The organism is Mycetohabitans sp. B2, assembly GCF_021733735.1.
GTDB classification, from domain to species: Bacteria; Pseudomonadota; Gammaproteobacteria; order Burkholderiales; family Burkholderiaceae; genus Mycetohabitans; species Mycetohabitans rhizoxinica.
Genome location: NZ_JAHKSP010000048.1, coordinates 18,249 through 39,203, shown reverse-complemented (window position 1 = coordinate 39,203; position 20,955 = coordinate 18,249). Strand labels below are relative to the sequence as shown.

Annotated in this window: 18 protein-coding genes and 1 pseudogene; 14 read left to right on the top strand and 5 right to left on the bottom strand. The window is 61.9% G+C overall.

Features of this window, described 5'->3' with window-relative positions; all coding sequences use genetic code 11:
- Positions 1 to 12 precede the first annotated feature (12 nt).
- From KPG66_RS11035 to KPG66_RS11015, 5 genes and pseudogenes are all read right to left on the bottom strand, one after another.
- Positions 13 to 246, bottom strand: a complete 234-nt coding sequence (locus KPG66_RS11035; protein WP_013436270.1) for a Fis family transcriptional regulator — start codon at positions 244 to 246, stop codon at positions 13 to 15.
- Positions 243 to 1,307: a tRNA dihydrouridine synthase DusB gene (gene dusB, locus KPG66_RS11030; protein WP_041753844.1), complete on the bottom strand. Its 1,065-nt coding sequence runs from the start codon at positions 1,305 to 1,307 to the stop codon at positions 243 to 245. Before dusB ends, KPG66_RS11035 begins: the two co-directional genes overlap by 4 nt.
- A 147-nt stretch (positions 1,308 to 1,454) precedes the next feature.
- Positions 1,455 to 2,735 (bottom strand): UbiH/UbiF/VisC/COQ6 family ubiquinone biosynthesis hydroxylase, encoded by a 1,281-nt coding sequence (locus KPG66_RS11025; protein WP_237070899.1) that lies wholly within the window; start codon positions 2,733 to 2,735, stop codon positions 1,455 to 1,457.
- Positions 2,736 to 2,774: 39 nt separating this feature from the next.
- Positions 2,775 to 4,265: an aminopeptidase P N-terminal domain-containing protein gene (locus KPG66_RS11020; protein ID WP_232509294.1), complete on the bottom strand. Its 1,491-nt coding sequence runs from the start codon at positions 4,263 to 4,265 to the stop codon at positions 2,775 to 2,777.
- Positions 4,266 to 4,334: 69 nt separating this feature from the next.
- Positions 4,335 to 4,544 (bottom strand): annotated as a pseudogene (locus KPG66_RS11015) (aminoglycoside phosphotransferase); the annotation flags it as partial.
- A gap of 388 nt (positions 4,545 to 4,932) precedes the next feature.
- On the opposite strand from KPG66_RS11015, the gene KPG66_RS11010 reads away from it, so the two are divergent.
- The 14 genes from KPG66_RS11010 (at position 4,933) to KPG66_RS10945 (ending at position 20,940) form a co-directional block, all read left to right on the top strand.
- A complete protein-coding gene (locus tag KPG66_RS11010; protein ID WP_237071018.1) occupies positions 4,933 to 7,308 on the top strand; it encodes an LPS-assembly protein LptD in 2,376 nt (791 codons plus the stop codon).
- A gap of 70 nt (positions 7,309 to 7,378) precedes the next feature.
- A complete protein-coding gene (locus KPG66_RS11005) occupies positions 7,379 to 8,737 on the top strand; it encodes a peptidylprolyl isomerase (protein WP_041753842.1) in 1,359 nt (452 codons plus the stop codon).
- A gap of 17 nt (positions 8,738 to 8,754) precedes the next feature.
- On the top strand, positions 8,755 to 9,762 hold the full coding sequence (pdxA, locus tag KPG66_RS11000) for a 4-hydroxythreonine-4-phosphate dehydrogenase PdxA (RefSeq protein ID WP_370645089.1): 1,008 nt from the start codon (positions 8,755 to 8,757) through the stop codon (positions 9,760 to 9,762).
- Positions 9,763 to 9,858: 96 nt separating this feature from the next.
- Positions 9,859 to 10,719 carry a 16S rRNA (adenine(1518)-N(6)/adenine(1519)-N(6))-dimethyltransferase RsmA gene (gene rsmA, locus KPG66_RS10995; protein WP_013436261.1) on the top strand — a complete coding sequence of 287 codons (861 nt, stop codon included), beginning with the start codon at positions 9,859 to 9,861 and terminating at the stop codon, positions 10,717 to 10,719.
- A gap of 545 nt (positions 10,720 to 11,264) precedes the next feature.
- Entirely contained in the window at positions 11,265 to 11,669 is a 405-nt protein-coding gene (locus KPG66_RS10990) for a transposase (protein WP_157864436.1), read from the top strand.
- A 218-nt stretch (positions 11,670 to 11,887) separates the two neighbouring features.
- The gene (locus tag KPG66_RS10985) at positions 11,888 to 12,097 is read left to right on the top strand and encodes a hypothetical protein (protein WP_041753840.1); all 210 of its coding nucleotides are present in this window, start codon (positions 11,888 to 11,890) and stop codon (positions 12,095 to 12,097) included.
- Positions 12,098 to 12,238: 141 nt separating this feature from the next.
- Complete coding sequence (locus KPG66_RS10980) at positions 12,239 to 12,688, top strand: phage tail protein (RefSeq protein WP_013436258.1); 450 nt, start codon at positions 12,239 to 12,241, stop codon at positions 12,686 to 12,688.
- Between the two features lie 35 nt (positions 12,689 to 12,723).
- Positions 12,724 to 13,977, top strand: a complete 1,254-nt coding sequence (locus KPG66_RS10975; protein WP_013436257.1) for a phage tail sheath family protein — start codon at positions 12,724 to 12,726, stop codon at positions 13,975 to 13,977.
- Between the two features lie 71 nt (positions 13,978 to 14,048).
- Positions 14,049 to 15,719: a phage tail sheath family protein gene (locus KPG66_RS10970; RefSeq protein ID WP_013436256.1), complete on the top strand. Its 1,671-nt coding sequence runs from the start codon at positions 14,049 to 14,051 to the stop codon at positions 15,717 to 15,719.
- A gap of 253 nt (positions 15,720 to 15,972) precedes the next feature.
- On the top strand, positions 15,973 to 17,292 hold the full coding sequence (locus KPG66_RS10965) for a phage tail sheath family protein (RefSeq protein ID WP_237070898.1): 1,320 nt from the start codon (positions 15,973 to 15,975) through the stop codon (positions 17,290 to 17,292).
- Positions 17,289 to 17,759 (top strand): phage tail protein, encoded by a 471-nt coding sequence (locus tag KPG66_RS10960; RefSeq protein WP_013436253.1) that lies wholly within the window; start codon positions 17,289 to 17,291, stop codon positions 17,757 to 17,759. The genes KPG66_RS10965 and KPG66_RS10960 overlap by 4 nt, the downstream gene beginning before the upstream one ends.
- Positions 17,756 to 17,923, top strand: a complete 168-nt coding sequence (locus KPG66_RS10955) for a DUF5908 family protein (RefSeq protein WP_157864435.1) — start codon at positions 17,756 to 17,758, stop codon at positions 17,921 to 17,923. Before KPG66_RS10960 ends, KPG66_RS10955 begins: the two co-directional genes overlap by 4 nt.
- The gene (locus tag KPG66_RS10950; protein ID WP_237071016.1) at positions 17,923 to 18,591 is read left to right on the top strand and encodes a CIS tube protein; all 669 of its coding nucleotides are present in this window, start codon (positions 17,923 to 17,925) and stop codon (positions 18,589 to 18,591) included. Before KPG66_RS10955 ends, KPG66_RS10950 begins: the two co-directional genes overlap by 1 nt.
- A 72-nt stretch (positions 18,592 to 18,663) precedes the next feature.
- Positions 18,664 to 20,940, top strand: coding sequence for a contractile injection system protein, VgrG/Pvc8 family (locus KPG66_RS10945; RefSeq protein ID WP_237070897.1), 2,277 nt, complete (start codon positions 18,664 to 18,666; stop codon positions 20,938 to 20,940).
- Positions 20,941 to 20,955 lie beyond the last annotated feature (15 nt).

The following is a 20,955-nucleotide window of genomic DNA, read 5'->3' as shown; positions in this document are numbered from 1 at the left end:
ACGGGCGCTGCGCTACAGTAGGCCATGCTCCTGCAGTTTCTTGCGCAGCGTGTTGCGGTTGATGCCGAGATATTCGGCTGCCAGAGACTGGTTGCCCCGCGCCTGCTCAAGGACGATTTCCAGCATCGGTTTCTCGACGCAGGACATCACCATTTCATAGACGTCGTGTGGGCGGGATCCGTCCAGATCGCGGAAATACATGCCGAGACTGTCGCGGACGCATTGTTCGATGTTGTGCTTGCTCATGCTGCTAATCGGTCGGTGTCGGGGGGCGTGTCGTGCTTGCCGGATTCATCGTCGACGTAGACGAGGCGCTCCGATCGCGCCTTTTGGGCGTCGAAGAACGCGTTGACCGCCGCCAGTTGTTCCCGGGTGGAATCCAGCGTGTTCATTCGATGCCGGAATGCGTTGGCGCCGGAAAGGCCGCGAGTGTACCAGCCGATGTGCTTGCGTGCGGTGCGCACACCAGTAAATTCGCCATAAAATGCGTAATGATCTTGCAGGTGCTCGTTCATCCACTGTTGGATTTCGTCGATCCGTGGCGGTGGCAGTACCTCACCAGTGGCCAGGAAGTGCCCAATTTCGCGAAACAGCCAGGGCCGGCCTTGCGCCGCGCGGCCGATCATGATCGCGTCCGCGCCGGTGATCGACAGCACTTCTCGCGCCTTGTGCGGCGTCGTGATATCGCCGTTGGCGACTACCGGAATGTGCACCGATGCCTTGACCGCGGCGATCGTGTCGTACTCGGCCTGACCATGATACAAGTCCGCGCGTGTGCGCCCGTGCACGGTGAGCATCGAGATGCCGGCCTGCTCGGCGAGCCGCGCGATTGTTAGCGCATTGCGGTGTTCACGATCCCAGCCGGTGCGGATCTTCAGTGTGACGGGAACGGCATCCGGCCCGGTGCTGACCGCACGCACGACTGCCTCGAGAATGCGTGCCACCAGTGCCTCGTTCTGCAGTAGCGCGGAGCCTGCCGCGACGTTGCAGACCTTCTTGGCCGGGCAGCCCATGTTGATGTCGATGATCTGTGCGCCATGCGCGACGTTGTATTGCGCGGCCTGCGCTAGCATCGCCGGGTCGGCGCCGGCAATCTGCACGGCGATCGGCTCGACCTCGCCGTCGTGATTGGCACGGCGCATCGTCTTTTCGCTTTTCCACAGCTGCGCGTTGGACGCGACCATCTCCGACACCGCGTAAGAGGCCCCCATTCGCTTGCACAACTGGCGAAATGGACGGTCCGTCACGCCGGCCATCGGGGCGACGAACAGATTGTTGCGCAGTACATGTTTGCCGATTACAGGCATCGGAAAGGGCGACGCGCCGCCACCCGGCCGGGCGCGGCGCGATCCGAAAGACGTTGGAAAGAGGCGTATTTTAGCGTTAACCGGCGGCAAGCCCCGAGCGCCATGAAAGTTCAATGAGCGCCACTGCCGTCATCGGCTTGGCCTCGCTTAGCGCCGTTGCCCGAACATCATCTGCCGCGCGAGCGCTGTCTTGACCGGGGGTATCAGGTCCAGCGCGCCGAGTGCCAGGCCGCGCAGCGCCGCTAGCGGCGCGAAGTCGATGGTGAAGGCGCGTGCCAGCACGTCGGTCGCGGCGATGGTTACGCGCCGGTCCAGCGCCCGGCGTGCGGCGAAGGCACGCAGCGCGGCTGGCTCGGGCCCGTGGTGCGCGAGTGCGTCGAGCAGCGCGTGCGCGTCGCGCAGGCCTAGGTTTAGCCCTTGTCCGGCGACCGGATGCAACGTTTGCGCCGCGTTGCCGATCGATGCAATGCGGCGATCGGTTAACGCGGTCAGCGCATGGAGCCCAAGGGGGAAGGCTGCGCGCGCGCCAACCTGCTCGAAGCGGCCCATCCTATCGCCGAACGCCCATTGCAACTCGGCTAGCCACTGTGCGTCGGACAGCGCCATGCGCCGCGCGGCCTGGGCCGGGTCGCAGCACCAGACCAGCGCATAGTCCGCCTGCCGTGGGCCGCCGAGCGGCAGCAGCGCAAGGGGCCCTTCGCGCGTGAAGCGCTCCCATGCAACGCGCGGTTGTGGCGCACTCACGCTGACCACGGCCACCAGCGCCGTCTGGCGATAGTCGCGCTGGGCGTGCTGGCCGGCGGCCAGTCGCGGCGACGCGGCTTCGTGGTACACCCCGCCCTCCGCGTTGACGACCAGGCGCGCGTGCACGACGCGTTGCGGTGCCGCGGCGCTCGCGTCGCCGTCGGGAACAGAGGGTGCGCCGACCGGCTCGATCGGCAGCCAGACGCCGTGTTCGTCCTGCCGCGGCGCGCGAGCCACGCTCGAGCTGATCCAGTCGCAGCCGGTGTCACGCACCGCCGTGGCGAGCGCATGCACCAGCGCGCCATAGCGCACCACGTAGCCGAGCGCCGGCACGCCGTGCTCGTCGCGCTCGATCACGGCGCGACCGAGGTAACCGCGCTGCGACACATGGATGCGCTCGATCGGTGTCGCGTCGAGCGGCCAGCCAAGCGGCTCGAGCAGCATGCGGCTGCCGTGCGACAAGGCGAGCGCACGCGGGTCGTCCAGCGATGCATCTGGTTCGCGTGCGTCGATCAACGCAACACGCAATGCACGGGTGCCGCCGCGGCGTGCGAGCCAGCCGGCGAGCGCGAGTCCAGCTGGCCCGGCGCCGACGATGGCTACGTCATAGTCGTATCGCGCCGCGTCGGCGCGCGCATCGGGTGCCGCATCGTGCGCGGGTCTGGCGGGATTCGATTCGGTCATAGTGCAAAGGTCTGTGAAATTCTGTCGCGCGGCCGCGCGTCACGCGCGCGCCGGCGCATCGCGCATCCAGGCTTCGATATCGTCGGCGCGTACCGGCACCTCGCGGGTCATCAGCTCGCAGCCGTGGGCTGTGACGATTGCGTCATCCTCGATGCGGATTCCGGTGTTCCAGTATGCGCGCGGCACATCCGGCGCGGCGCGCACGTATAGCCCGGGTTCGATGGTCAGTGTCATGTTTGCGCGCAAGCGGCGCCACGGACGTTGCACGTCGCGCTCGGCTGCGTCCCGCGCCGGGCCGGGATCCGGCTCGCGATAGTCACCGCAGTCGTGCACGTCCATGCCGATCCAGTGACCGGTGCGGTGCATGTAGAAGCGCGTATAGGCGCGGCTGGCGATCACATCGTCGAGCGTGCCATGCACGGCCGCGTCGAGCAGCTTCAAGTCGAGCATGCCCTGCGCCAGCACACGTACCGCCGCCTCGTGCGGCACGTCGAACGGCACGCCGGCGCGTGTCGCGTCGATCGCCGCCTGTTGTGCCGCTAGCACGACGTCGTACAGATCACGCTGCGCCGCCGTGAAGCGACCGTTGGCTGGAAAGGTGCGGGTGATATCGGACGCGTAGCCGTCCAACTCACAGCCCGCGTCGATTAGGACCAGGTCGCCGTCCCGCACGAGCGCGTTGCCGGCGGGGTAGTGGAGCACGCAAGCGTTGGCGCCCGCCGCGACGATCGAGCCGTATGCTGGCGCCTGCGCACCGTGGCGGCGGAAAGCGTAGAGCAGTTGCGCGTCAAGTTCGTATTCGCGCACGCCCGGTTTGCACGCCCGCATGGCTTGCAGGTGCGCGCGCGCCGAGATCGAGGCGGCCCGGCGCATTGTGGCCAGCTCGTGCGCGTCCTTGATCAGACGCATCTCATCGAGCAGGATCGACAGATTGACTTGATGCGCCGGCGAAGTGCGGTCGCCGCCGCGCTTGCTCGCCTCTAGCCATCGCTGCACGGCCTCGTCCAACCCCGACGAATTGTCGCGTGCGTAATGCAGCGTGTGCGCATTGGCCAGCAGCGCCGGCATTCGGGCGTCGAGTTCATCGACCGAGTAGGCGGCGTCCACACCGAATGCCTGCTGCGCGCGTTGCGGTCCGTACCGCACCCCGTCCCAAGTTTCGCGCTCGATATCGCGCGGCAAGCAGAACAGCGTCGTGAGCGACTGCGTTGCGTCGGCACGGATGACCAGCCAGGCGTGCGGTTCGGTGAACCCGCTCAGGTAGAAGAATGCGCTGTCATGCCGATACGGATACTCGGTGTCGCGGTTGCGGATCGCGATCGGTGCGGTCCGCACGATCGCTACGCCGCCGCCATGGGCGCGCAGTGCACCGATCACTCGCTCACGGCGGGCGCGATACAGCGCCGGGCCGGCGGGCGGCCCGGGCAGTGCGTCGTCCGCCTTAAGAGGTGGGCCGTCGGCAGGGGTAGGGGAGCGCGTATGGGTCGGCATGTCGTGCTGCGCGATCGGGCTCGTCTCTGGGGTATCCATGGCGCGATTGTAGCGCCGGCTACGTGCGGGCCGCGCATAGCGCACGGTCCAGCGCGTCCAGTGTTTCGCTCAGAACGTGTAACCGACTTGCACCGCGCGCCCTTCGATCTCGTCCAGCAGTACGGCGAACGGCGTCAATTCCCGGTAGCGCCGGGCCACCTTGCGCGCATAGCCGATAAAGCGCGGCACGTCAGTTAGGTAGCGCGGCTTGCCGTCCCGATAGTGGAGACGGGCGAACAGCCCAATGATCTTGATGTGCCGTTGCAAACCCATCCATTCTTGTAGCGGTGGCGCGTCCATCGCGATCAACGTGCCGCGTTCGCCGGCCGGGCTAGCAGCCACCCGGAAATAGCGGCGAAAGCCCGCGTCCGAGGAGGCAGGCGTTAGCGTGGCGGGCGCGAGCCCCAGTGCCGCGGTCAGCGAGCCGAGCCAGTTGCGCAGCAAGTCCAGCCGGGGATCGGCAACGGCGAACGAGGGGCTTGCGCAGGTCTGCGTCATGAAAGTTGCGGGGATACGAAAACGTCTTGCCATATAATACCCCACGACTTTTTTGATGCGACCGGCACTGGCGCGCGGCGCGGGCCCCGAGGCCGGGGCGGGCAGCTCCGCCGCGATGTTGCCCGGGCGGCCGCTCATGCCGGGCGGCGTCGCTTCGTCCACTGCATTCATGCCGCCAACACAGCTCGATCGAACGAATTTGTCACCCGCGCCCAATTCGCGACGCGTGCCTTGCCTGACGCACGTCGTCGCCGCCTTGCTTGCGGTACCGGGATTCCTGCCGGCGCTTTCGCACGCGCAACTGACCGGTGCGGCCGCGCAGCCGACCCGGCTGGATGCGCCGTGGGGACTGCGCGTCGCGCCGCAGCTCGAGGAGCATGCGCTGCCATCGGGCGCGCCGCCGGCGGTGTTCGGGCTGAGCGAGGTGGCCAGTGGCACGGCGGATCGTGACGCGTCGCTCGAGGGCAGTGCCGAGTTGCGCCGCTACACGTCCGTAATCAAGGCCGATTCGATCCACTACGACGTGGACACCGACCTGGCCGATGCATTCGGCAATGTGCATATCGTCCACAACGGCAATGCGTTTGCGGGGCCGGACGCGCACTTGAAGGTCGGCGCGTCCGAGGGCTACATCACGCGGCCAAAGTACCACTTCAACCTAACCGGCGGCTCCGGTGCCGCCGAGCGGATCGACATGATCGACGATGCGCGCTCGGTCGTGCACCGCGGCACCTACACCGGATGCCCGTGCGACAGCGATCCGGCGTGGTATGTGCGGGCCACGCGGCTCGATATGGATACCGACGCGAACCTGGGTGTGGCGCGCAATGGCGTGGTGTTCTTCCAAGGTGTGCCGATCTTCGCTAGCCCGTGGCTGTCGTTTCCACTCTCCGGCGGGCGTCAGAGCGGCTTGCTGCCGCCGACCGTTACGATGAGCTCGACCACCGGCTTCGAGATGTCGCTGCCGTATTATTTCAATCTCGCGCCGAACTACGATCTGACGCTCACGCCTCGGATCATGTCGCGGCGCGGCGTGCTGATTGCACCCAGTTTTCGCTACCTGTCGCCGACGTACTCGGGCAGCCTCACCGTCGAGTACCTGCCGTATGACCGCACCACACACAGCAAGCGCTATGCGGTGTTCTTCAACCACAGCCAGAACTTGGGCAACGGCTTCGGCGGGTATATCTACTACAACCGAGTCTCGGACAAGACCTATCCGGAGGATCTTGCGTCGGGCAACGCGTTCCTGCTGGGCACGCAGATGCTGTACCAGCAGGAAGTCGGCTTGACTTACAACAGTGGCCCGTGGGCCGCACTGCTGCGCGAGCAGCATTGGCAGACGCTGCCTCCCTCGACGGCGCCATATGGCCGCGAGCCACAGTTGAACGTGAAATACAGCCGTTATAACGTTGGCGGCCTGGACTTTGGCGCCGAGGTGGACACGACCCGCTTTTCGATTACCACGGCCGATGCGACCGAGGGCGCGCGCTTCGTGTTCAACCCGTACGTCGCCTATCCGATCCTGCGCCCCGGCTACTTCTTTACGCCGAAGGTGCAGTGGCATGTCGCGTCGTACGACCTGTCTACGATCGGTGCGGACGCACCCGCCGGCCAGCCCAAGCGTTTCAACGTCAGCGTGCCGACGCTGAGCCTGGACTCCGGCCTGGTGTTTGACCGCAGCATCCGCCTGTTCGGCCAGGACTACATCCAGACGCTGGAACCACGCCTGTACTATGTGTATACGCCGTACCGGAACCAGCAGTTCGCGCCATTGTTTGATACTGCCGAGGCGGACTTCGGCCTGGCCGAGATCTTCACGGCGAGCAGTTTCGTCGGCAATGACCGCGTTGCCGATGCAAACCGGCTGACCGCGGCGCTCACGTCACGCTTCATCGACGCGGCGTCCGGCGACGAGCGGGCGCGCTTCGTGATCGCACAGCAGTATTATTTCCGCAACCAGCGCGTGACGTTCACGCCATCGCAACCGGTGTCGCAGGCCGCGCACTCGGACGTGATCATCGGTTCATCGTTCAAGCTCGGCGACAGTTTTGCAACCGAGCAGGCGTTCCAATACAACCAGAACAACAATCAGCTGGTGCGCACCAACCTCGGATTTTCGTGGAGCCCGGCCGAGCGTCGCGTGCTGAACGCGGCGTACCGGTATACGCGCTCGAACACGACGCTATCCTACGAGCCGATTAACCAGTGGGTGATCTCCGCACAGTGGCCACTTGCGCGGCGCCTGTACGGCGTGGGCCGGGTGAATTACGACCTTGTCCGGCATCGCCTGGTCGACGCGTTGGCGGGCTTCGAGTACGATGCGCGCTGCTGGTCGTTCGGCATCGGGTTTCAGAAATACGCAAACGGCGTCAACAGTTCGAACCAGCCGTCCACCGGGACACGGGTGCTCGCGCAACTGCAACTCAAGGGCTTTGCGACGATCGACAATGGGTTGGGGCCGCAATTCCGCACGAGCGTGCCGGGTTACCAGCCGGTGCCGCCACTGCCTGCACCGCAGGCCCGGTTCACCCACTATCAATGAGACAATGTCGGTCGGTGGCGGACGGTGTCCGGCCCGCGCCGGTTTTTACTTGAACGGAGTAATTGTGGGAATGATGAAGACGATACGCTCGGCACTGTTGCAGTGCGTGCTTGCGCTATCCGCGCTCGGCGCGCTGGCGCCGCTCAACGGTGCGCACGCGCAAGCGTTGCTGTCGCATCAGGCCGGACAGGAGGTGGACCGCATCGTCGCGGTCGTGAACAACGACGTGATTACGCGCCGCGAACTTGACTTGCGCATGGGGCTGATTACGCGCCGCCTGCAGCAGCAGGGCGCGCCGTTGCCGTCGCCGGACCAGCTGCAATTGCAGGTGCTCAATCAGATGGTCCTCGAGCGCATCCAGCTGCAGCGGGCCAAGGAAGACGGCATCGTGGTCGACGACGCGACGCTGCAACACACGCTGGCTCGGCTCGCGCAGGCGAACAACATGTCGCTCGACATGTACCGCGCACGGCTAGAGGCCGAGGGCGTGCCCTGGTCGGTGTTCAGCGCCGATGCGCGCAATGAGCTGCTGCTCTCGAAGCTGCGCGAGAAGGAAGTGGATAGCCGGATCACCGTGTCGGATGCGGAAGTGGCCAACTATATCGCCAGCCAGCGCGGGCCGATGCAGCGTGTGCAGCAGGACCTGCGCTTTGAGCATATCCTGATCAAGGCCGCGCTGAACGCGCCACAGACCGAGATTGAGGCCGCGCGGCAAAAGGCATCGGAACTGCTCAAGCGCGCACTGGCGAGCGAGAACTTCGCGCGGCTCGCAAAAGACAACTCGCAGGCGCCTGATGCGTCCAAGGGTGGCGACCTCGGATTCCGTTCGACGTCGGCGCTGCCCGAAGCGATGACGCAGGCGGCCTCGCAGTTGCGTCCGGGGCAGGTCAATCCAGAGGTGCTGCGCACGCCGGAAGGCTTTGAGATCGTGCGACTTGTCGATCGTCGGGTGTCCAGCGGCATGGGCAGCGAAGCGCCGAGACTCGTGCAGACGCATGCGCGACACATCCTGATCCGGATCGGCGAAGGGCAGCCGGAGCCGGCAGCACGGCAGAAACTGGTCGAGTTGCGCGAGCAAATCGAGGCGGGTGGCGACTTCGCGAATTTCGCGCACACCTACTCGCAAGACGGTTCCGCATCGCAGGGAGGCGACCTGGGATGGATCAGCCCGGGTGAGACCGTGCCGGAATTCGAGCGTGCGATGAACAACCTGAAAGATGGCGAAATCAGTCAGCCGATCCGGACCGAGTACGGTTATCACCTGATCCAGGTGATGGGCCGCCGTGAAGCACAAGGGTCCGTTGCGCAGCAACAGGAGATCGCGCGGCAGGCGATTGGCCAGCGCAAAGCCGAGCAGGCCTATGCAGACTGGCTGCGGCAGCTGCGTGACAGTGCGTATGTGCAGTATAAGTTGGACGGACCGGCCTGAGCCCCGCGGAGCGGAACGTGACGACACCCGTTCGCATTGCGATCACCACCGGCGAGCCGGCCGGCGTCGGTCCGGAGTTGACCGCGCAGGCGCTGGCGCGCGAGGCCGGGCGCTGGCGCGGGGACGTGCACTTCACGGTGCTCGGCGATCGCCGGCTGCTGGTCGAGCGCGCCAAGCAGGCGGGCGTGGATCTTGCCGTGTGGTCGAGCGCGGCGGGTGCCGCTGTTGTGCTGCGCGATGTGCCGCTTGGCGTGCCGAGCGTGGCCGGCGTGCTGGACGCGGCAAACGGCCGCTATGTGCTCGCGTTGTTGGATGCGGCGATTGACGGCGCACTGAACGGCACGTTCGATGCCATCGTCACCGCGCCGCTGCAAAAAAGCACGATCAACGACGCCGGCGTGCCGTTCACCGGCCATACCGAATATCTGGCTGAGCGCACCGGTGCGCCGCGTGTCGTGATGATGCTGTCCGGCACCGGCGAGCGGCCGCTGCGTGTGGCCCTTGCCACCACGCATCTGGCGCTTCGCGCCGTGCCCGACGCGTTGAGCATCGACGGGCTGGTTGACACGCTGGCAATCGTCGATCGCGACTTACGCGCGTGTTTTGGCATCGCGTCGCCGCGTATCCTCGTCACGGGTCTCAATCCGCATGCGGGCGAGAACGGTTACCTGGGCCGCGAGGAAATTGACGTGATCGCACCGGCATTGCAGCGCGCGCGTGCATCCGGCATCGATGCACGCGGGCCGTATCCGGCCGATACGCTGTTCCAGCCGCGCTATCTGCGCGATGCCGATTGCGTGTTGGCGATGTACCATGACCAGGGCTTGCCGGTGCTCAAATTCGCCACGTTCGGTGAGGGCATTAATGTCACGCTGGGACTGCCGATCGTGCGCACCTCGGTCGATCATGGCACGGCGCTTGACCTGGCAGGCACCGGCCGCGCGGATTGCGGCAGTTTGATCGCGGCGATCGATGCCGCTGTGTCGATGGCCCGCCATCGGCGTCACGCGGCGGCAGGCAGCTAGCGCTGCGCATTGTCTGCTCAAGCCTGCTGAACGCGGCGGCGCGCCGGGCACACGTGCTGGCCGTCGCCCTGCATCTGATTCGAAACGAGTTGCTTCATGAGTCACCGTCAGCATCAAGGCCACTTCGCGCGCAAGCGCTTTGGCCAAAATTTCCTTGTCGACACGGGTGTGATCGACGCAATCGTGGAGGCGATCCGCCCGCAACCCGCAGACCGACTCGTGGAGATCGGCCCGGGTCTGGGCGCATTGACCGCGCCGCTGCTCGAGCGCGTGCAAACATTGCACGCGGTTGAACTCGATCGCGACCTGATCGCGCGGCTGCAGCAGCGTTTTGGCAGCCGGCTCGTGCTGCATGCAGGCGACGCGCTGGCGTTCGACTTCGCGTCGCTGGCTGATCCGGCGCATATTGGCGCATCGCTCCGTGTGGTCGGGAACCTGCCGTATAACATTTCGAGTCCGCTGTTGTTCCACCTCGCGTCGTTTGCCGATGAGGTGATTGACCAGCATTTCATGCTGCAGGACGAGGTGGTCGAGCGGATGGTTGCCGAGCCGGGTAGCAAGGACTACAGCCGTCTGACTGTGATGCTGCAGTATCGGTATGCAATCGACAAACTGATCGAGGTGCCGCCTGAGTCGTTCGAGCCGGCGCCGAAGGTGACTTCGGCGGTGGTGCGGATGATTCCACGCGCCGCCGGCGACGTGCCGCCGGTCGATATCGTCCGTCTTGGCGAAGTCGTAACGGCCGCGTTTTCGCAGCGTCGCAAGATGTTGCGTAACACGCTGGCGGCCTATCGGGGCCGAGTCGATTTCGACGCGCTCGGCTTTGATCTCGCGCGTCGTGCCGAGGATGTGCCGGTGCTTGAGTACGTCGCGTTGGCACAGCAGGTTGATGCCGGTGCAGGCTCGATGGGTAGCGTGGGCGCGGCCGGTGTGTCGGATCCTCAATCGACGCGTTGACACGCTTGCCTGCTTGCTTCGTGCGGTATGATGCGTTGGCGGGTGCAATGCCCGCTGTTGATCGGCCATGATGGTGAAGAAGGCAAACGCGGTCACCGCGATACCTGACGCACGGCTTATTTTTTTATAAATTTTTAAATGTGACTGTATTGCAGTTTGATCGTTTAAATTGCTGTGATATTGACCGAATAACATTAATATAAAACGTCAGTAACCTAACTAACTAAACCATTATTCACCACACGCACACCGTTGCTCACGTGGCGTTAAACGCACTGCACGGTGTCATCGCGCATCATCCCACTATTTCATCACCAGGTCAGTTAAATGGCAGGGCCGAAGGCTCATTTCCACCCGTTCCAATTCACTAGCGAGGATCGGATACTCCATCGCTCATAATTCAACGCTGTCATTTAATCTAGTACAGATTAATTTGATCGTGCCGTGCTTAAGCTTTTCGACAAAAACAGAACCATTGAGGGCAATGGTTGAAAGAGCGCGGTGGTTTGCTTTCTCATGTTTATTTCAACAATAGGAGTAATGACATGAGAAGCCGAAAACTTAGTGCAGTCGAGATGATTGCTGCGTTGCAAGCACGGCAGGCCGGTGAAACGCTATCTCAGGTGTGTCGTCAGTGGTCCATCAGTGCGGCAACGCTGTATCGGATACAAAAAGCATATGCAGGGTTGGATGTAGGCACGCTCGCGCGCCTTGAAATGCTGATGCGCGAGAATGCACGGCTGCGCAAGCGCGTCAGGTACCTGGAAACAGACAGCCAGTTACTGCAGGCAGCACTGGGCGCACAGGGATTGTCCACTCATAAGAGGCGTGAGCTGGTGGTTTATCTAAGACGGCGTTTTAACGTGAGCTTGGCGCGAGTGTGCCGGCTGGTGGGGCTGTCGCGTGCGCTGTACCACTATCAAGCAAGCCCTTTTCGTCGCTCCGGTTAAGCGCGCCTGCGCCGCGTGCACCCGTCACGGGTGCGGCGGATTTTCTCAAAATAGGTTGTATTAAACGAACAGCGGCGCATCGTCTAAGCTTGATCCAACGGCGATGCACGCTTTTGGGCCGTAGGCGATTAGCGGATAAACGGTGCCGCGGGCCGGTCGCCGGTGACGGGGCGTGCATGAGGGAACGATTGAGCGAGCCTAAGCGGAGCAAGCCCCCGATGAAAACGTTGAACAAGCTAATGGCATGGTTGGACGGGTGCACGTCAGCGCGCTGGCCCACGCACGATCCGCTGGTGACGCTGCACAAGCTTGAGCAGGACAACGCGCAGTTGCATGAGCAGCTGCACGAGCTTGAGCGCAAGTACGCGCGGCTGTGCTGCCAATGCGCTGTGCAAACCGAGCAGATCACGCGGCGCGTGATGCGCTGAACTAAGCTCGTAAAATGCGCGGTGGCTCTAGTGCTGACTCGCGCCGCTTAATGGGTGAGGGCGCTTTGTGCTTGGCAACGTGCCCGAAGTGGAGTGTAACAAAGCAAACCGATAAAACTATTTTAAGTAGGAGAGCAAAATATGGCACTGGATTCGAAGACAATGGCGGCAACTTATCCGATCCCGACCTATCGCTTTACGGTCACGGTGGGCAATGAGCAGATGGCTTTTAGTAGCGTGTCGGGGCTCGAGCAGTCGGTGGAGAAAATCGAGTATAAGGATGGGCTCGGTGGCCTGTACCAGATGCCGGGACAAGCGCAATCGGTCACGCTTACGCTCAAGCGCGGGGTAATGCCCAAGCACAGCCAGTTGTATGACTGGATGAGTTCCATTTCACTGAATCGAGTGGATAAAAAAGACATTTCGATTAGCTTGACCGATGAGTCGGGCAAGGAGCTGTTAGTCACATGGAACGTGAGTAATGCGTTTCCGACCAAACTTACCGCGCCGAGCCTGGAGGCGACGAGCAATGAGGTGGCGTTCGAAGAGTTGAGTCTGGCGGCGGACCGTGTGACGGTAAATTTCCATTGAGCCCTCCGCACGACGTCAAGCGGTTGAGCCGATGAATGAGCAACGAATGCAAAGAGGGAATGATGGCCGATTACAAGGTACCTGGGGTATATGTGGAGGAGCCGTTCGGGCTGGCGCTGTCGATTCAGACCGGGCAGACGGCGGTGCCGGTGTTTGCGTTTGACGCGGGCCAGTTAGCGGCATGGGAGGGGGCGATCGATGGCGCGAAAGTGACGCAGTTCGATTCGTGGCTCGCGGTCACTGCGGCGCTGAACCTAAAGCGGCAAGAGAAGGTAAAAGATGCGATTACCAAGTTGGAAAGAAAAAGCGAAACTGAGGAAAAAGCAGCCGGTGAAACGGCGGGTAAGGAGTTCGATAATGCTCTTGCGATTAATGCGCTTTACCAGTCGCTAAAACTGTACTTTTTGAACGGCGGTGGGCATTGCTATCTCGCGCCGGTCGGTAATCTCACTGCGTTGGTGCCGGCGCTGGACGACGTGACGCTGCTGGTGCAGGCGGGCGCGAATCAGGGCAATTTCAAGGAAGCGGTGGCGGCGTTATGCGGCGTGGGCAAGATGTGTTTCGCAATTTTTGATGGCCCGAACAGTGAACTGAACACGAAGGGTACCAGTGACCCCGATGATGTAGCCAAACAGGCAGAGCATTATCCGGACACGCCTTATGCTGCGGTGTACTACCCGTGGTTGACGGTGGACGGCGTCGAAAATGCCACTCGTTTTCCGCCGAGCGGAGCGGTCGCGGGTGTCTATGCGCGTGTGGATCGCGAGCGCGGGGTATGGAAGGCGCCGGCGAACGTCGAGATTATCGGCGCACAGCCGGTATTTAAAGTCTCGGATGCGGTGAACGCGAAAGCCAACGTACCGGACTCGGGCGGCAAATCGATCAATGTGATCCGTGCGTTCCACGGCACCGGCCCCCTGATTTGGGGGGCACGCACGCTGCAGTCGAATCAGACGACGTGGCGGTACGTGCCAGTGCGGCGATTGTTCAACGCGGTGGAGAAGGATGTTAAAACGGCGATGAGCCCGGCGCTATTTGAGCCGAACAGCGCGCCGACGTGGGAGCGGGTGCGCGGGGCGGTGGACAACTATCTGCACGGGCTATGGAAGCAAGGCGCACTGCAAGGCAGCACTCCCGCACAGGCGTATTTTGTGCAGATTGGGCTGGGGGTGACGATGGTGCAAGACGATATTGACAACGGTCGGATGATTATCAAGGTGGGACTCGCGGCGGTGCGGCCGGCGGAGTTTATCGTGCTGCAGTTGACGCAGGACGTGGTGTCGGCCTAACGCTCGGTAAGCGAATCAGGTCGAGTGCCGTCAAGCGATGCTACATGCCCTTATTGAGGTAAGGATAACTTATGAGTGTAACGTATGCGGTACCAGGCGTCTATGTGGAAGAAAGAAACGCGCGGGCGCTGAGTATTCAGTCGGGCGAGACGGCGGTGCCCGTATTCATTGGCCACTTTAATTCGATCGATGGAACGCCCTTGAAAGGATGCGTTCCTGTACAGAGCTGGCTGGCATTCACAAAGCGATTTGGTGCGTCAGATACGCTCACAATAGATGTTTCGAATAACGAAGTGAAGAATAAAATGCCTCATCTAGGCTCGTACAGTGTGCGGCTGTATTTCGAAAATGGGGGCGGGCCGTGTTACGTGCTGCATCTATCAGGGCAAGATGAAACGCAGCTGAACACTATGGCCGAAGCGATAGAGCAATGTCCGGACATCACGTTGCTCGTGTGGTGCGAGCGCACGGAAAAAGACGTCGAGGTGTACCAGAAATTGGGTACGCTGTTAGGTGCCAGCGCGACGTCGGGTGGCAATCGCGGTACGTTCTTGCTGGTGGATGCGCAGGCAACGGATGTCCAGAATAAAGATTTCATAGTGCCGCAGGTAACGCAGCCGACGCAGGTGGCCACGTATTTCCCGGCGCTGGCTACCGGCTATGTTCGTGAGGTGTCGGATGTTGGCGTGACGGTGACCGGGATCACGGAAGAACAGGAAGATCTGACCAAGGTGAGCATGCCGGACTATAAACTGGAAAACCTGACCCTAGCGATGCTCAAGCGCGCGATTGCATTGTGGGAGAGCGAAGCTAAACGAGAGGAGAAGGCGGGGCAAGCGGCCAAGACAAACGCCGAGACTTTAAAAAAAATTAAAAAAGAGCTTTCTGCTAAAAATTTAGCTGCTGAAAAAAAGATAGACGATTTTACGGACGTTCAGAAAAACACGATGACCGAAGCGGGTTTGTCAGACAATGATTTAAACAAACTAACCCTAACGACTTTGCAGAACAAGATTGATTTTTTTCAGAAAGAAGGGAAGAAATTTAAAGAGGCGGCGGAAAAGTCTAATGAAAAAGCCAAATATTGGCAAACCACTTACAACACGTGCCATGCCGCCGCGCAACAGCAGATAGCTGGGCCTGTGATCGTGCGCGCAAGTGCAGCGATGGCAGGGGTTATTGCGCGGGTGGATCGCGAACGCGGTGTGTGGAAGGCGCCGGCGAACGTGGCGTTGGTGGGCGTGACAGAGTTGATCTCCATCCCGAAGGGCGGTGTTTCTCAGCCCATTCGCCTCGACGACGCGATAAATGAGAAATTGGTCGATAAAAAGGTCAATGCAATTCGCACGTTCCGTGGTCAAGGGGTGATGGTGTGGGGCGCGTGCACGATGGCGGAGCCGAGCAAGACGGCGTGGCGCTACATCTCGGTGCGACGCCTATTTAATACGGTTGAACGCGATGCGCACGCGACGTTGCGCACGATGGTGTTTGAGCCCAACAACGCGCCGACCTGGGAGGCGGTGCGCAGCGCGTTGGATCATTACTTATTTGCGCTGTGGCGCAAGGGCGCACTGCAGGGCGAGACGCCCGCGCAAGCGTATTTTGTGCAAATCGGACTGGGAGTGACGATGACACAGGACGATATTGACAATGGTCGCATGATTATCAAGGCGGGGCTGGCGGCGGTGCGGCCGGCGGAGTTTATCGTGCTGCAGCTCACGCAAGACATGGTGCCGAGCTAATTGCTTATAGGCAAGCAGCTTTAAAGGGGCGCACGAGCCTTGGCTGAAGTCGGATCCTGAACGGAGCGTACGCCGTGCTGGATCGGTCAACGAAAGCCACGCACTGCCGCACTCAGGGGCGTGATGGATGTTGAATGGAATAGCTGATTGCGTAGATCAGGACTGGAAAAGATAGTGTGGCGTTGATTTGTCGTGAAAGCGAGCGGCCAGCGGCGCCCGATGATAACAGGATCGCATAGCAAAAATGGGCACTATGAATGTGAAGGAAACAACCGAAACAGCGTGGCCGGAGCCGGGCGTGAAGTTGACGTCGACGATCGAATCGGCGGGGGCCGACGAGGAGGTCCAGTACAGTGCGGTGCCGGTGTTTATCGGCTGGTGGCAAGAAGATGGGCAAGCTGTGTTGAAACCATGCGATGCTTCGACGGTATCGAAAGTGCCGGTCGGCGTACTGCAAGACACGCTCAAGCAATACTTCGATAATGGTGGGGAGCGCGCCTTTGTGCTGAGTTGGGCGGTTCCGAAGTTGACCGACATGGCTTCCTTTCAAACGTTGCAAGCCTGGTGGAATGATCGGCTTCAAAGTGACTTGACGCCGATATTGAGTGAGCCGTCGATTACGCTGGTCGCGGTGCCGCAACTAGTTCCATGCATTGAAGCGTTAACCTCCTTTCTTCACGACGATCAAACCATCAATGATCAAGTGGCCGACGCGCTGATTGAGGCGTGGCGCTCGCTGCTCAGGGCAGTGCATGCGAGCCGGTCAGATCTATTTTTTGTACTGGATGCACCCAGTCAACCAAAGGTCGCAAAGCACTGCATTGACGCACTGCGGAAAAAACAGCCACTGGGTGAACTGGGCCAGCACGCAGCGCTGTATGGCCCACATTTGGTGACCGATTACCGACCGGACAATAAGGCAGAGCTGGAAGAGCCGGCGTCCAGACCGTATGACGGATACCGGATCGTGCCCCCGTGTGGGGCAGTATTGGGCGTGATCGCACGCGTGGACCGCGAGGTCGGGGTGTGGAAGGCGCCGGCCAATGAGGCGCTGTCACATGTGCTTCAACCACAGTATCTAGAGACGCAAGCGAGCGGATGGTTCGACGTGTCCCGCGCGTCGATCAACCTAATTCGTAGTTTTTCGGGGCGGGGCACACGCGTGTGGGGCTGCCGCACGCTGGCTGGTGAAGTCAATTCGCCCTTTCGGTATGTACAGGTCAGACGACTGGTGACGTGGATTGAAGCCAACTTGCGTGAGAGGTGTCGGTTTGCGGTGTTCGAGCCGAACCACGAGGTGACCTGGTTTCAATTGCGCGGGCTATGCAGCGCTTGGCTACGGCAGGTATGGCTGGATGGAGGCTTGGCGGGTGCAAATGAGACATCAGCGTATTCGGTACAAGTAGGCCTGAATGAGACCCTGACGCAGGCGGACATCAACGCAGGCCGCTTGATGATAAGAGTGGCCGTGGCGGTGCTGCATGCGGCCGAGCGCATTGAAATCAAGTTGGTGCTGAAGTTGGGCGACACGACGGCGGCGGGGACCGAGACAGTGGGAGGGCCCTTGGCATGAAGACGATCGCGGCACGCATGACTGCGCCCAGCCTGGCGCACCGGTTCAAGGCGACGTTTTTTATCAAACGGGTGCCCAGTCCGTTGGATATGCATTTTGCGCAGATTTCGGGATTGGGACGTACGCTGGCGGTGACGGGTTTGCGCGAAGGTGGGGACAACCTGGGCACGGTGCAGCTGCCCGATCAGGTACAGCACGGCACATTGGTGCTGCAGCGCGGCGTGATGTCGGTCACGCCGATGACAATGCTGTTCAATCATGTATTGAGTAACGCGGCGAGCACGTACGTGAGCGTGGTGATTTTGTTGCTCAACGGCGATTACCGGCCGGTGTGCAGCTGGACGCTCACCGATGCTCTGCCGGTGTCGTGGACGACTGGAGAATTGGATGCGTCAAAAAATGAAGTGCTGATTGATACGCTGGAGTTGGCGTACCGGCAAATGCATTGGGCGGGAGTACGGGGATGACCATTGAGATTCGGGAGTTGGTGATTGAAGCACGGGTGGTCAGTGAATCGCCCGCGCCATGCCACCCGACGACGACGCTGCCGATGCTTAGCGAGCAGGAGTGGGTGGAGCAAGTGGCGCGTCGGGCGCTGGAGCTGCTGAACGAACAACGGGAGCAACTGTGATGGGGCTGCTCGAGCGAGGCCTGACGAAGTTGACGCTAGAGGCATATCAGGGGGCCAATGGGCAAAAGAAAATCGGCACGCTCACGGCGATGTACAACCCGCAGACGATTAGCTTGGACTATGCGGCGTCGTACCAGACGTCGAGCGGGATCAATCAGCATCATGACGTGAGTTGGTATCGGCAGGTCGAGCCGCCGACATTGAGCTTGGAGCTGATTTTGGATGCGCGCGGCCCCAGTGGCGGCAAGCCAGTGGATGCGCAGTTGAGCCAGTTGCGCGCACTGTGCTTTACCGTCGGGCCGAAAGGCGAAGCGCCGTTTCTGCGTGTGACATGGGGCAAGATGAGCTGGCATGGGCATGGTTTTTTTGCTGGACGGCTGCAGCAGCTATCGGTGAGCTACACGCTGTTCGATCGCAACGCAGCGCCGCTGCGGGCGAGCGCGACCTTGACGCTCAAAGGCGAGACCAGCGACGACATGGCCAAGCTGCGGGCGGGGCAGCCGGTGTCACGCCAGCTGGTGAACGCGGACGCTAAGACGCCGCTGCCCAATCTGCTCGAGCAGTCAGGCGGCGCGGCGGGCAAGGCCGATTATTTGGCAGTGGCACGGACCAACGGGCTATCCAATCTGAGTGAATTGAAGCCAGGCCGATGGCTCGCGATTAAGTGAGTCGGGTGGCAACGAGCGGCGGAAGCGGACTGCGCGGACGGGGCGGGATAAAACCGTTGCGGGAGCACAATGATGGGATTTGGATCATTTAAGGCGCGCATCAAACAGGCGGTACACCAGGCCGAAGCGAGCGTGAGCGAGGCGGCCGACCAGGCGGTGTCGGCCGTGGATCGTGTGGTGGATCAAGCGAGCGCAGCGGTCGCGGACGTGGCGGCGGACGCGCAAGCCGCAGTGACCCACGTAGTGAGCCCATGGGCGGACACGATCAGTCAGGCCGCGCAGTCGAGCGCGGCGCTATTGGGAGCCGGCTTGGCGCTGCGGGGTACCGCGGGCCGCGCGCACGCGCCCAACAGAGAAGGGGCGGGTGAAGCGCCGGCCGAATTCGAGATTCGCTTAAATGGTCAACCGCTAGATCCGAAGCACGTATGGGTAGAGCGCATTGAAGTGCGTCGCGCGGTCAACGAAATTCCGACGGCAACGGTGCTGTTAACGATGCCGCAAGCGCCGCATGATGACTACTCGGTGCTCACGCGTCTGCTTGAACAAGGTGCAATTGGCCAGAGCTTAAGCATGAAGGTGGGCAAGCTGCTGCTGTTTGCCGGCGTGGTGGCGACGGTGCAGGTCCAGGTTGGTAGCACGGGCCGGCGCCTGAAGGTGCGGCTCAAGCACCGGTTGCAGGGGTTGAAGGCACGGCAGGACAGCCGGATTCTGAAGCAGGGCACGGATGCGAGCGTGTTACGGCAGGTACTGAGCGAGCATGGCGTCAAAGCGCAGGTGACGATACCGGCCGCCGAGCCCGTGCAACGGATGCAATGGAATTGCTCGGACTGGACATTCGTGCGAGCGGTGGCAGGCCAACACGGCGCGTGGTTGTGGCCGCAGGCCGATGGGGGCGTCAAGGTTCACGCGCCCACGTTGGGCGGCAAGATGCACCGGATCGGGGCCACCGCGCAGCACCCAGGAATGAGTCTGCTTGACGCCCAGTGGGCGTATTCGGGACTGACGCAACCGCAGCAGGTGCACACGAAGAGCTGGGACTTGAGTGCGCAGGCGGTCGTGGAGAAGACGGCGAAAACGGCCCGTCTAGGCGCAGGGGGATTGGCGCCGACTCGGATCAAGCCCCTGAAAGACACGCGATGGTTGGCGTCGCTGACTGGGCAATGGGAACCGGCGATTCAACAAAGTGCAACCGATGGTTGGCTCACGCAACAGCATGCGCAGGCCGTGCGCGGGCACTGGGCGGTGGCGGGCTGTCAGGCGATCGAGTTGGGCGATACATTGGAGTTAGCGGGATTTGGCTCCGCATTGGACGGGCGCGCGATCGTGACGCAGCTCGAATACGAGATCGACTCGACGCTGCGAGTGGGCAAGACGATCGTAGGAATCGGTCTGGACGAGGCGGCGGCGGTGGCGCCGTCGCTACCAGCGCCGGCAGAATTGGTGATCGGCAAGGTGGCCAAGCACCAAGCGGATGCGAAACCGGCGACATGGAACCGGGTGCCGGTGATGGTGCCGATGTTGGGACCGACTGTGCTGTGGGCGCGCATGGGGCATACGTATGCGAGCACCCAAAGCGGGGTGACGTTTTACCCAGAAGTCGAGGACGAGGTGGTCCTAGGGTTCGTGGGACAGGACCCGGTGATTGTGGCGTCGCTGCATAACCCAAAGCAAGTGGCGCCGTTCGCGCCGAGCGCGAAAAATGAGAAGAAGGCGATTGTGCTACGGCGCGAAGGCAAGCGGCTGGAGTTCAGTCTCGATCGGGAGCAGCACGCGCTGCAGTGGATGGTGGGGCAAGATACGACACCGGAGCAACAGTTCGTGATGAGCGAAGAGAAGGGGCTGGCGTTTGCCGCCAAGCAGGGACAGGTGACGCTGGAAGTTGAGGTGGGGGATGTGTCGTTCACGACAAAGAAAAACCTTAAGGTGAACGCGACCGAGCAAGTGACACTAGAGGGCAAGGCGGGCGTGATCGTGTCAAGCGAAAAGCATGTGAAGTTGGATGCGCAGATGAAGTTATCGGGGCAAGGCAAGCAAGGGGTGGCGTGGTCAAGTGAGCGCAGCCGGATGACGATGACACCGGACAAAGCGAGCGTGTCGGCCAATGAAGTGGCGGTTGATGGCACGATGACGACAAAGCTCAGTGGCAATGAGGGTGTTCAGATCAAGGGCATCAAGGTTGACGTCAAGGGTGACGCTGAGGTGAGCGTGGCGGGGGCTAAGGTGGCAATCAATGGCCAAGCGCAGACGAGCGTGATGGGCGCACAGGTGAGCGTAGAAGGCCAGGCAACGACGAACGTGGGCGGCAGCGGGATCACGAACGTGAAGGGCGCGATGGTGAACCTGGGCTAGTGCCGGCGCGACGTC